Source organism: Elstera litoralis (genome assembly GCF_000963705.1).
In the GTDB taxonomy this organism is placed as follows: Bacteria; Pseudomonadota; Alphaproteobacteria; order Elsterales; family Elsteraceae; genus Elstera; species Elstera litoralis.
On the sequence record NZ_LAJY01000090.1, the window covers coordinates 1 to 11,282 of the forward strand.

Annotated in this window: 14 protein-coding genes, 1 tRNA gene and 1 pseudogene; 11 read left to right on the forward strand and 5 right to left on the reverse strand. The window is 64.0% G+C overall.

Annotated elements, in window-relative coordinates; all coding sequences use genetic code 11:
- Nucleotides 1-223: 223 nt before the first annotated feature.
- Nucleotides 224-1,237, reverse strand: coding sequence for an alpha/beta hydrolase (locus VZ95_RS04580; RefSeq protein WP_045774834.1), 1,014 nt, complete (start codon nt 1,235-1,237; stop codon nt 224-226).
- Between the two features lie 132 nt (nt 1,238-1,369).
- Here VZ95_RS04580 and dapB point away from each other — a divergent pair, with 132 nt between their 5' ends.
- The 6 genes and pseudogenes from dapB to VZ95_RS28500 all read left to right on the forward strand — a co-directional run bounded on the left by dapB (nt 1,370) and on the right by VZ95_RS28500 (nt 5,681).
- Entirely contained in the window at nt 1,370-2,173 is an 804-nt protein-coding gene (dapB, locus tag VZ95_RS04585; protein ID WP_045774828.1) for a 4-hydroxy-tetrahydrodipicolinate reductase, read from the forward strand.
- 2 nt (nt 2,174-2,175) lie between these two features.
- Nucleotides 2,176-2,787, forward strand: coding sequence for a bifunctional nicotinamidase/pyrazinamidase (gene pncA / locus VZ95_RS04590; protein ID WP_045774829.1), 612 nt, complete (start codon nt 2,176-2,178; stop codon nt 2,785-2,787).
- 91 nt (nt 2,788-2,878) lie between these two features.
- Nucleotides 2,879-2,963: transfer RNA gene (locus VZ95_RS04595), tRNA-Leu, on the forward strand.
- 118 nt (nt 2,964-3,081) lie between these two features.
- Entirely contained in the window at nt 3,082-3,465 is a 384-nt protein-coding gene (locus VZ95_RS04600) for a hypothetical protein (protein ID WP_232302476.1), read from the forward strand.
- A gap of 100 nt (nt 3,466-3,565) precedes the next feature.
- The gene (locus VZ95_RS04605; protein ID WP_084627573.1) at nt 3,566-4,282 is read left to right on the forward strand and encodes a helix-turn-helix domain-containing protein; all 717 of its coding nucleotides are present in this window, start codon (nt 3,566-3,568) and stop codon (nt 4,280-4,282) included.
- Nucleotides 4,283-4,387: 105 nt separating this feature from the next.
- Nucleotides 4,388-5,681 (forward strand): annotated as a pseudogene (locus tag VZ95_RS28500) (PepSY-associated TM helix domain-containing protein).
- Between the two features lie 84 nt (nt 5,682-5,765).
- Here VZ95_RS28500 and VZ95_RS21580 read toward each other — a convergent pair.
- From VZ95_RS21580 to VZ95_RS04620, 3 genes are read right to left on the reverse strand one after another with little or no spacing between them, the layout of a single operon-like run.
- Nucleotides 5,766-6,074: a GNAT family N-acetyltransferase gene (locus VZ95_RS21580; RefSeq protein WP_052711481.1), complete on the reverse strand. Its 309-nt coding sequence runs from the start codon at nt 6,072-6,074 to the stop codon at nt 5,766-5,768.
- Nucleotides 6,038-6,250, reverse strand: coding sequence for a hypothetical protein (locus VZ95_RS21585; RefSeq protein WP_052711482.1), 213 nt, complete (start codon nt 6,248-6,250; stop codon nt 6,038-6,040). The genes VZ95_RS21580 and VZ95_RS21585 overlap by 37 nt, the downstream gene beginning before the upstream one ends.
- Nucleotides 6,251-6,253: 3 nt before the next feature.
- Complete coding sequence (locus VZ95_RS04620) at nt 6,254-6,841, reverse strand: PNPOx family protein (RefSeq protein WP_045774835.1); 588 nt, start codon at nt 6,839-6,841, stop codon at nt 6,254-6,256.
- Between the two features lie 105 nt (nt 6,842-6,946).
- Here VZ95_RS04620 and VZ95_RS04625 point away from each other — a divergent pair, with 105 nt between their 5' ends.
- Genes VZ95_RS04625 through VZ95_RS29635 form a run of 3 tightly spaced genes read left to right on the forward strand, consistent with a single transcriptional unit; the run spans nt 6,947 to nt 10,159 of the window.
- A complete protein-coding gene (locus VZ95_RS04625; RefSeq protein ID WP_045774832.1) occupies nt 6,947-8,956 on the forward strand; it encodes a DUF4139 domain-containing protein in 2,010 nt (669 codons plus the stop codon).
- The gene (gene queG, locus VZ95_RS29630; RefSeq protein WP_456297674.1) at nt 8,934-9,662 is read left to right on the forward strand and encodes a tRNA epoxyqueuosine(34) reductase QueG; all 729 of its coding nucleotides are present in this window, start codon (nt 8,934-8,936) and stop codon (nt 9,660-9,662) included. Before VZ95_RS04625 ends, queG begins: the two co-directional genes overlap by 23 nt.
- The gene (locus tag VZ95_RS29635) at nt 9,662-10,159 is read left to right on the forward strand and encodes an epoxyqueuosine reductase (protein ID WP_456297675.1); all 498 of its coding nucleotides are present in this window, start codon (nt 9,662-9,664) and stop codon (nt 10,157-10,159) included. The genes queG and VZ95_RS29635 overlap by 1 nt, the downstream gene beginning before the upstream one ends.
- Here VZ95_RS29635 and cobU read toward each other — a convergent pair.
- Nucleotides 10,122-10,652 (reverse strand): bifunctional adenosylcobinamide kinase/adenosylcobinamide-phosphate guanylyltransferase, encoded by a 531-nt coding sequence (gene cobU, locus VZ95_RS04635; RefSeq protein ID WP_045774836.1) that lies wholly within the window; start codon nt 10,650-10,652, stop codon nt 10,122-10,124. The genes VZ95_RS29635 and cobU overlap by 38 nt on opposite strands.
- On the opposite strand from cobU, the gene VZ95_RS23850 reads away from it, so the two are divergent.
- The gene (locus VZ95_RS23850) at nt 10,651-10,962 is read left to right on the forward strand and encodes a hypothetical protein (RefSeq protein WP_156995054.1); all 312 of its coding nucleotides are present in this window, start codon (nt 10,651-10,653) and stop codon (nt 10,960-10,962) included. The genes cobU and VZ95_RS23850 overlap by 2 nt on opposite strands.
- Nucleotides 10,963-11,007: 45 nt before the next feature.
- The gene (locus VZ95_RS04645) at nt 11,008-11,217 is read left to right on the forward strand and encodes a hypothetical protein (protein ID WP_198148089.1); all 210 of its coding nucleotides are present in this window, start codon (nt 11,008-11,010) and stop codon (nt 11,215-11,217) included.
- The last annotated feature ends 65 nt before the right edge of the window (nt 11,218-11,282 follow it).

Sequence of the window (11,282 nt, forward strand, 5' to 3'; positions counted from 1 at the left end):
CAAGATGCGCCACCCCCTCAGCGTCGTTGGTTTGCTCACGGCGCATCGTTATCAGGGAATTTTCCACCCGATTCAGCCGAGCTTTTACATCCTGCAAATCGTCCTTGATCGCATCGACCTTGGTATCGAGACGACGTAGATAAACGAGAACAAGATTTTCGGCTTCATCAGACATGGCATCCTCCGCACATCTGTTAAGCATACCTAATTAGGCTCCACCTGCCTACCCCACCAGCGCCTTCGCCAAAATCGGCAGGCTCACGTCCATGCGGTAATCGATGCTCGAATGATTGTCCGGGAACTCTTGATACGCGTGGGGCACGGCATTCGCCGTCAGTAACTGGTGCATCCGCCGCGCGCCATAGACGAGGTTATATTGGTCGAGGTCGCCGCAATCGATGAACAGGCTTTTGAGCGCGCGCAGATTGGCCAAATGTTTTGGCGCGAGGGTGAGCGGATCGCAAGCGAGCCAGTTGGCCCACCGCTCCGGGATAAGCTCGCAGGTATAGGGATCGACCGGCAACCGCAGGCCCCAGGGCGCGGCGGGATCGGGATCGAAGCTGGCGGCCTGGGCCAGCAGCATGATCGTCATCCAATCCTCGTCGCGGGTTTTGAGCGTGGTGTGGAAATGCTCCAAGAACGCCGAAATACTGCCGCCGTATTTGCCCAAAGTGCGCAAGACGGCGGGGAACTCGTGCCGATAGATCAGCTCGAAACCCATATCGCCCGAATGGCAGGCGGCGGCATTCCACACGCTGCCGCCGTGCTTGAGCGCGTGATAGATCGCGCCGTAACCGCCGCTGGATTTGCCGAAAACGCCGCGCTTGCCGGGGCCACCGCAACCGAACTGCTCTTCCAAGAACGGTAGCATTTCGGCGATGAGGAACTGTTCCCACGCGCCCAGGGCCACCGAATCCACATATTGATTGCCGCCGAGCCGCGTGAAGCAATCGGGAAAAGCCACCGCCACCGGCGGCATCGCGCCCGTGTGGATGAGCCGATCCAGGCGTTCGGGCAGGCTTTCGCCGTGGTTCTTCCAATTGGTGTGGGCCGGGCCGCCCGCCGTGAAGCCGACGAGATCGACCAGGAGCGGCAGACCGGCGCCGGTCTGGCCGTGCGGCACATAGAGATCAATCCGCCGCCGGGTCTCCTCCCCCGTGAGCGAGCCCTGAACGGCGCGCGACTCGAGCCAAAGAGCGGTGACAGTACCGATGGGAGCGGAACGATCTTTACGCACGGTAAACACCTCGGAAAGACAATAGAGTGCGCGCAGCCTAACGCGGTGGCACCGGAAGGGCGAGAAGTCTTGACAGGGGAAGTAACTGCGTCCCCTTTATCCGTAATAACGCGCGAAGAACGGGAGACTCTGATGAAGATCGGTATTGTTGGCGGCGGCGGACGCATGGGGCAGATGCTGATCCGGCAAGTTGCCCGCACCGAAGGGGTTTCCTTGGCCGGCGTGACCGACCGCGACGGGGCCGCTGCCGTTGGGCAAGATGCCGGGCTGCTGGCGGGGCTCGGCCCGCTCGGCGTGGCGGTGACGGTCGATACCAACGCGCTCTTCGCCGCCGCAGACGCAGTGATCGATTTCACCTCGCCCGCCGCAACACCCTTGCACGCGGGGCTCGCCGCGCAGCATCAGACCGCCTTGATCCTGGGCACGACCGGGCTTGATGAGGCGGCGGAAGAGGCGCTGGCCGTCGCCGCCCTCTCAGTGCCGATCCTGAAAGCGCCGAACATGAGCCTCGGCGTCGTGCTGCTCACCGAACTCGTGGAGCGGGTCGCGCGCAGTCTCGAAGCCGATTGGGATATCGAGATTGTTGAGATGCACCACCGCCATAAGGTCGATGCGCCCTCCGGCACGGCCCTTGCCCTCGGGGAAGCGGCGGCGCGCGGGCGCGGGCTCGATCTTGCCGATCACGCCATTCGCAGCCGCGACGGCTATACGGGGCCGCGCCCGGTTGGGGATATCGGCTTTGCCACCTTACGCGGCGGCGATGTGATCGGCGACCATACGGTTGTTTTCGCGGGGCAGGGCGAGCGGATCGAGTTGACCCATAAGGCGCAAAGCCGGGATATCTACGCGGTCGGGGCCGTGCGCGCCGCCCAATGGTGCGCCGGGCGCGCGCCGGGGCGCTATTCGATGGTCGATGTTCTGGGATTAGGGCAATAGACATGGAGAACATTGGCCGCGTTCTGCTCGTGACCGACGTTCAGCGCGATTTCTGTAAGGGCGGCGCGCTGGCGGTTCCCGATGGCGATGCCGTAGTTGGGCCGATCAATCGGCTGGCGCAGAATTACGATCTTGTCGTGCTCACACAGGATTGGCACCCGCCCAATCACCAATCTTTCGCCAGCCAGCATCCGGGGCGCGTGCCGTTCGAGGAAGTGGATTTTCGTTATGGCCTACAAACCCTCTGGCCGGACCATTGCGTTCAAGGCACGCCAGGGGCCGAGTTTCACCCCAATCTCTCGATTCCCCACGCGGCTTTGATTCTGCGCAAGGGGTTCCGCGCGGGCGTCGATAGCTACTCGGCTTTCGCCGAAGCCGATGGCACCGTGACCGGCCTGGGTGCCTATCTGCGCGACCGAGAGGTGCGCTTTGTCGATTGCGTCGGCCTTGCGACCGATTTCTGCGTGGCCTGGAGCGCCGAGGACGCCGCGCGCCAGGGTTTCCGCGTGCGCGTCTTCCAAGACGCTTGCCGCGCCATCGACATCAACGGCTCGCTCGCCGCCGCCTGGGCGCGGCTCTCGGCTAGGGGCGTCGCCCTCGTCAAAATGGGTTGACCTCGGATCGGTTGATACGCAAGCCTGACGAATTATTTCATGACACTCAGTTGACAGCGGGCCTCAAGGTTTATAGAAACTCTCCCACGGCGCCCAGATGGCGGAATTGGTAGACGCGCAGGTTTCAGGTACCTGTGCCGCAAGGCGTGGAAGTTCGAGTCTTCTTCTGGGCACCAATCCTCAAAAACCCCGCAGAAATGCGGGGTTTTTTGTGTTTTAGGACGACGCCCCACCATCGGGTTTGCGGTTATCCGAGATTGCGGGTAAACCCGTGTCATGGATCGCCTTACGCCCATGCTTGCAACGCTGATGCGCCTTCTGTGCGCCGTGGCGGTGCTTTGGGGGGGATTTGCGAAATCGCTACCGGCGTTTCAATCGCAAAATCGGGCAGGTGACTTAAGCCTCTATACCTTACCGGACGGCTCACTGCCGCCGCTCTGCCTGCCCGGCGATTCCGATGATGGCACCACCGACAAAACAATGGCCGCGCATCAATGCGACCTTTGTTTGCTCGGCGGCACGGGTTTTTTAACCGGCCCAGGGCACGCCGACCTTGCGGCGATACCGCCCGTCCGACAGATCGCGACGGCGCAGCACCAGCGGCCTGAAGCCTTCTATCGGCAGTTTTTTCCACCGCAAGCCCCGCCCATCGGCCCCCCGGCCATCACGATCGCTTGAGCGGTGCGTCGGTTTTCCGGCGCGCCTAATGCTATCGTGCGCCGGTTGCCTCCCCTTTAAGATGCAGGGGAACCACCGGCGCTAAGCCGGATGGGTTCCCATGCATAGTCTCACGAGTTCCGGGCTCCCCCGTATAGAGCGGCGGGTAATCTGCCGTACGAGCCCCCACCGTAATATCAACGCCGCCCGCCGGGTACGTCTCGCGCCGGGAACGATTCTGCCCGTGCGCCCCGCCGACACAGCCGATGCGTTTCGTATCCTCAGTGGCTGCGTCATGGTCTCGCAGATGCTGGCCGATGGGCGGCGGCAAATTCTCGATATCCTTGGGCCGGGTCGCCTGTTGCACGCCAGCGTCACGGATGTTGCCGATAGCACGGCGGAAACCCTAAGCCCAACCCATCTTGAGCGCCGCAAACTGCTCGATCCGCTCGCCAGTAGCGAGTTGGTGGAGGCAGTCCTTCTAATGTTGCGCCGCGCCCAGCATCACGCGACCTTGCTGGGCCGAAAAACCGCGCTGGAGCGGGTCGCCTATGCCGTGCTCGATCTTGCCGATCAATTCGGCGCGCGGGTGCGGGGCCTCGCCTATGCCGAGGTAATTTTCCGCCTACACCTGACCCGGAACGATCTGGCCGATTGGATGGGGCTGACCGGGGAAACCGTCAGCCGCTGTCTCAATGCGCTGAAACGGCAGGAGATTATCGGCTTCGATACGCCGGAAATCATCCTCATCAAAAACCTGAAAACCCTGGAAGCCGCTGCGGGCGGCGACCGCCCGTCGCTTGTGGCCAGGGGCACGCATCCTGCCACCCACCCCTAGAGAAAGGAAATAGCCGTGACTACCCCCTCCGAAGAACGACGCTTCTATGCAACCGCCTGGCGTTGGCATTTTTATGCCGGGCTCTATGTCGCCCCCTTCCTCATCATGCTCGCCGTAACAGGGCTGCTGATGCTGTGGTCGTCGGTCCTGGTTGGTCGCGACGGCGAAAAACGCTATGCGGTTGCGCCGCAATCAACCAATGTTGCCGTCTCAGCGCAGGCCGCTACTGCCGAAGCCGCCGTTTCGGGCGGTCAGGCGGTTCAGTACATCGCGCCGCGCACAGCGGACCAACCGGCGGTGTTTCGCGTGAATGGTGCAGGCGGCCCGCAAATGGTCGCCGTCGATCCCTATACCGGCGCGATGCTGGGCCACTGGGACCGGCGTTCCGGAGTTTATGACCTCGCCAATAAAATTCACGGAACGCTCTTTCTCGGTGATGTCGGGGATGTGCTGATCGAAGTGGCTGCCGGGTTCGGCATTGTCTTGATCGTTACCGGCGTCTATATGGCTTGGCCGCGCGGCGGGCAGAGTTTCCGGGCGGTTCTGGTGCCCGATCTTGCGGCGCGGGGGGCGCGCTTTTTGGAAATCTTTGCACATCTCCATTGGGGCCTATGCGGCGCTGATCCTCACGATATTCTTGCTCACAGGCCTCACGTGGGCGGGCGTCTGGGGTGAAAGATTCACCCAAGCCTGGAGTACGTTTCCCGCCGAAAAATGGGACAATGTTCCTCTCTCCGACGAAACCCACGCCAGCATGAATCATGGCGGCGTTAAGGAAGTGCCTTGGACGCTGGAGCAAACGCCAATGCCCGCCTCGGGCTCCGCCGCTGGGGCACTCGGGATCGCGCCGGGCACGCCGGTAACGCTCGATAGCGTTGTGGCGTTCGCGCGGGCACAGGGGTTCGACGGGCGCTTCCAACTCGCCTTCCCCAAAGGCGATAAGGGCGTTTGGACGATCTCACGCGATACAATGAGCAATGATAGCGCCGATCCGACCTCGGACCGCACGGTTCATCTCGATCGCTTCACCGGCAAACTGCTGGCGGATATTGATTTCGCCGCCTATGGGCTGGCGGGCAAGGCGATGGCCGTGGGGATTGCCTTTCATGAGGGCGATATGGGCGTTTGGAATATCGCGCTGGTCACGATCTTCTGCCTGTCGATCATTCTGATGTCGGTTAGCGGCATAACAATGTGGTGGCTACGGCGTCCCCAGGGTGCCGGTCGGCTGGTGGCCCCGCGCGCGATGGCCAATATGCCGCTGTGGAAGACCGGCGCGATTGTGATGCTCGCCGCCGGGCTTCTTTTCCCGCTGTCTGGGGCCGTGCTGATGAGCGTATTGGCGCTCGATATGCTGCTGCTGTCGCGGATCAAACCACTGAAAAAAATACTGAGCTAGAGCCGCGCCTCGGTATCCATCGCCGGGGCGGGGCTTCTATCGGCGCGGGAAATCGCGTCTTAGGGCGATATACCGAACCCGGCTTTAGACGGAACGTGACCAGCACAGCAACGCGCCATCCGCCGCATCCTGGCGGGTGGCGCTTTGGTGAAAGCCATTCGCGCGCAGAATTTTCTGCGACGGTTCATTCATCACGGCGGTTTCGGCATAGAGCAGGCGGATTTTAGCATCCGCCTTGGCCTCGCGGACCAGAGCGGCGACGGCCTGGGTGCCAAGCCCCTGCCGACGGCGACGGCCCGCGACGCCATAGCCGATTTCGATGCGGCCTTCGGAGTCCGGGGGCAGCTTATAGCCGATCAGCCGATAATCTCGCGGCCCCGCACCATCAGCCACGCGCCGGGGGGATGATGAGTGCGCATATTCAGTGCAATCACCCGGAGACGGCGGAGGATCGATGCGGTTTCAAACGCGCCGGGCGGGAGCGTTAACTGGTCGGGATGGGCTGTGTCCGGGGCGAGCAGCCAGGCAAAATCGGCGTCTGACGCCGGGTGAAGTCGCAGAGTGGTCATGGTTTAAGGAACCCGCCACGTTGCGGCGTTCAGGCGGCCGTCTGGCCCATAGGTGAAAAACGCCCGCCGGTGGCCCTCGCTCGCCAAATAAAGCCAGTCCAGGGCCGTGACGGTTAAGATAATCGGCAGAAAGACTGTGGGATCGGCTTCGGCGGCGAAGGGCGCTGCGGGGGTCGTTTGCGGCGCACTGGGGGCTGCGACAACCGCATAGCATTCCCGGCCCAAGCGCCCGGTTGCAGCCCAGGCTTCGGCGCGTAAAGCGTCGGAGGCCGGGGCGGCGGTGGCGCTCAAGCGCAGTTGGATCTTTTGGGCCGGATCGTACAACAGCGCTTGTACGCGCGGGCACGCCGTGAGTTCCGTCACTTTCGGCGAGCGCGCGTCGGTATGAAAGCGCAGGCGTTTTTCGGCGGCCTCGACCCCGCGCAAAACCACAGTTCGCACCTGCGGTTCAAGGCTGCCCGAGGCATCGTGGCGTAGGCTGGCAAGCTGCATCAGATGAAAGGGACAGGTACGATCTGAGGCCCCGAGAGTCAGCCGTCGCCACGCTTCGGTTTCGGTAAGCATCAGATCATTGTAGAAAGCGGGAATCATGGTATCCGGTGCCTTAAAAAGAGCGGCATCAGCCTGCCCCCAATCGCAGTCTTGCCGCAATCCCGATGTAATCCCCGCAGAGCCTATTTCAACCGGAGAGTTTCTATGCGCCCCTCCTTGCTGCTCGTCCCCGCCCTGGTGCTGAGTTTTCCCGTCTGGGCCGTCGAGCCGCAGGTAACGGCGGTTTTGCTCACCCAAGCGGGCGTCGCCACGGTCGAGCAGGAAGCCAAAGTGAAGGGCGACGATACGCTCGACCTCACGGTGCCCTTCAGCCAGGTCGATGACGTGCTGAAAAGCCTGATCGTGCTCGATCCGGCGGGGGCGGTGCAGCGGGTGACGCTGGCGGGCAGCAGCGACGATAGCGCGCTCGCCGATCTCCCGGTGCCCCCCGAAGCCCTCACCAGCACCTCGGCGCTGCTGCAAGCCCTCGTCGGCCAGTCGATCGAGATTGATAACACCCTGCGCTCGCAGAAGGGCCGCTTGATGGCCGTCGTCGAGCGCGAGGAGGCCCAGGGCAAGGATCGGCCCGAGCCGGTGCGCCGCCTGATTCTCTCACTGCTCACCGAAACCGGACTGACCGAGGCCGTGCTGGAGCCGGGCGCGACCGTTCGCCTCGCCGATAAAGCTCTGCAAGCGCGGCTCGACCGGGCGCTCGCCAGCCTCGCCGAAGGCCGCGACCGCAGCGCACGCACGCTGTCGATTTCCGTTGCGGGCCAAGGCGAGCGGGTGGCGAAACTCGCCTATGTGGTGGCCGCCCCGGTGTGGAAAGCTACCTACCGGCTCGACCTCGCCCCGGATGGTAAAACCGCGCGCCTGCAAGGCTGGGCCGTGCTGGAAAACCGCACGGGGAAGGATTGGAAGAATATCCGCCTCACGCTGTCGTCCGGCCAGCCGGTGACGTTCCGCCAACCGCTCTACGCCTCGACCTGGGTGGATCGCCCGGAGGTGCCGTTGACGGTGGCTAAGGTAAGGCCGTTGGAGGCGGATCAGGGGGCGGTCGAGATGGCGGCAAAAGCGGAACTCCCTCGGCGCGCGGCCCCAATGGCAATTCCGGCCCCTCTCGGCTCGTCGGATACCATCAGCTATAGCTTGTTGGCGAGTCCCTCCCGCCCCGAGGAACAACCCCGCACAATGGCGCAAGTGAGCGCGGCGTCGGTCGATGAAACGCTCACACAAATCAATCTCACGCTCCCACAAACCATTTCCGTTGCGGCGGGGCAGTCGCTTTCGGTTCCGATCGTGGACCGCGTTGTTCCGGCCCAACAGGTTTTGGTCTGGGACGGAAAAGGCAGAGAAGCGGCGTTGCAGGCGGCGGTCGACGTAACCAACGCCAGCGAGAGCAGTCTCCCCCCCGGCGCGGTGGCCTTGTACGAAGGCGCGCGCGGATTTGTCGGCGATGGTCGGCTGGATTTGCTCCCGAAAGGTGAGAGCCGCTTCATCGCCTATGCCCGCGACGCCCAGGCGCGGCTGACGCGCGAAGAGCAAACGACAACCGAGTTTACCGGCTTGACGGTGGCTAACGGGGTTGCCGTTCGCAACGAAACTCTGGAAGTTCGGACCACATACCGCGCCGTTCTGCCGGAAACGGATACCCGCCCGCTCTTGATCGATCATCCGCGCCTTACCGGGGTAACGCTGGTCGCGCCGAAGGAGAATGTTCGGGAGAGTGGGCAAACCTTCCGATTCACGGTGCCAAATGGTGCCGAGCGGCGGTTGGAGGTTGTGACCCAGCGCCAAAGCTCGGCTCAAATCAATCTGCGCTTGGCACAGGTTGATTGGGCCTTATTTCAGGCCCAAGGGACGGGCTTTTCCCCGTCTGTTGTCGCCGCGCTCGACAAACTCGCGCAGTTGAAAGCCGTTGCGGCGAGTCACGAGCAAGATCGCAAAGCGGCAGTACAGACCCGGGCTGCGACGGAGTTGGAGCAAAAGCGCCTGCGGGAAAGCTTGCAAGCCGTTCCGGCGAGTTCCGATCTGGCCCGCCGCTATATGAAAGATCTCGGCGCGGCGGAAGATCTTTTGGTCGAACAGCGCAAGGCGATTGACGCGGCAAGCAAAGCGGCGGACGCCGCCAATAAGAGCCTGAGCGACTTCATTGCAACCCTCACCATACCCTAAGGAAAGCTTCCGCGCCTTTCTGCGCGATGCGGCGCTGGCCGAGGGCTTCGATGCGGTGGGTTTCGCCCCCGCCTCGGTGCCGTCGCGCGCGGCGGACGCCTTGCGGGACTTTCTCGCCGAGGGCCGTCACGGCGATATGGGTTGGATGGAGACCCACGCCGACCGGCGCGAAGATCCGCAAACTCTCTGGCCGGAGGCGCGCTCGGTGCTCGTCGTCGGGCAGAATTATGCGCCGGGGCACGATCCTTTGGCCCTGCTGGACAGGCCTGAGCGCGGCGCGATTTCGGTTTATGCGCGCAATAAGGATTATCACGATCTGATGAAAGCCCGCCTGCGCGCCCTCGCGGGCAAGGCGGTGGCGGAAGCCGCGCGGTTGGGGCTCGGGTGCGACGTGAAACTCTTCGTCGATACCGCCCCGGTGATGGAAAAGCCGCTGGCCGTGCAAGCGGGGCTCGGCTGGCAGGGCAAGCATACGAATATGGTCAGCCGGAGCTTCGGCTCCTGGCTGCTGCTGGGCGAACTCTTCCTCTCGGTCGATCTTGCGCCGGACACCCCCGAGCCCGACCATTGCGGGCGCTGCTCCCGCTGCCTCACCGCCTGCCCAACGGCGGCCTTCCCGGCCCCCTATCAGTTGGACGCGCGCCGCTGTATCGCCTATCTCACCATCGAGCATAAGGCGTCATCCCGGCGGACCTGCGCCCGCTGATGGGCAACCGCATCTACGGCTGCGACGATTGCCTCGCCGTCTGCCCGTGGAACAAATTCGCACAAAAAACGCGGGAGGCGGCCTTCTTCCCCCGTATCGAACTGACCGCGCCGCGCCTCGCCGAATTGGCCGAACTGGACGATGCTGCGTTTCGGGCGCTGTTCGCAGGCTCGCCGATCAAGCGCACGGGCCGGGCGCGTTTTGTGCGCAATGTGCTCATCGCTATCGGCAATAGCGGCTTGTTGGAGCTGGTGCCCGTTGTCGAAGCCCGCCTGACTGACGAGAGCCCGCTGGTGCGCGGCATGGCGGTTTGGGCACTGGGACGGCTCGCGCCGGAACGGCTGGCGGGAGAACTTCCGGCGGATGAGTCGGACGAAACGGTTCGGGCGGAGTGGGAACTTTCTATCAGGGGCTTTGCCCCCGATACCCCCACCAAAGGGCCGTCGCCCTTTGGAAACCTTAGCCCTTCACCCGCATCGGCAACCCCGCCACCATAAACACCACTTCCCCCACCTCTGCCGCAATGCGCTGATGCACGCGCCCGACCGCATCCCGAAACCGGCGCGCGAGGGCATTATCGGGGACGATGCCGAGGCCGACTTCGTTCGAAACGAGGGCCACGGGCACGGGGCAGGCGGCAAGCGCTGCGAGGAGGCTGGGGAGTTCTTCTTCCGGGTTATGCTCGGCCAGAATCAGATTACTGGCCCAGAGGGTGAGGCAGTCCACAAGGATCGGGTGCCCCTCGGCCCCCGCCGCCGCAATTGCGCGCGGCAAATCCATCGGCGCTTCGATCAGCCGCCAGTCCGGCCCGCGTTCGGCGCGGTGCTGAGTGATGCGCGCCTCCATTTCGGCATCGAAGGCTTGCGCGGTGGCGATATAGGTGCGCGAGGAGCCCCAGGCTTCGACGCGCGCCTGCGCATAGGCGCTTTTGCCCGAGCGCGCGCCGCCGAGCACGAACAGGCGCCCAGGGAGACGCGCGCTCGGGTTCATGGCAGCAGCGCGGGAAACGCTGGCGGCGGCGGTTGGGAGCGTCGCCCCGGKTTCCAGTTCCCCATTGGCTTGTGCCAATCTGGCCGCAGGCGGGGCAGACGGGCTCCCAGGTGGGTGCCGGGGTGCCGCAGGCCGTGCAACGCCAGCCGGGGTTCGGCGCAGCGCTTTGGGCGTCGGCCTGGAATTGCAGTGCCTGGGCGTGGTTCTGATGTTCGGCTTCCGCCAGATCGGCCAGCGCCAGAAGCGCGCGCCGTTCGGTGACAGGGGCGGCGCGGGCAAGGTCGAGATGGCGGCGGGCTTCCCCCCATAGGCGCGCGTCGAAGGCGGCCTTGCCCATCGCAAGTTCGGCTTCCGGGTGCTGATGGGCGGCGCGCAGGAGTTTTTCCGCCTGTCGATAGCGCCCGAGCGCGTCGGTGGCGGTCAACAGGAACGGCAGGAAATCCGGATGCGGGAGCGCGCGCCAGTGTTTTTCGGCCCAGGTGCGGGCTTCGTCGGCGCGGCCTTCGGTTTGCAGCAGCCGGGCTTTGGCGAGCAGGGCAGGTGCGAAGCCCTTCTCGGCGCTTAAAGCATCATCGACCGCGACCAGGGCAGCGGCGGGCGCGCCAGCGGCCTCATGAGCCTGGGCCTCGG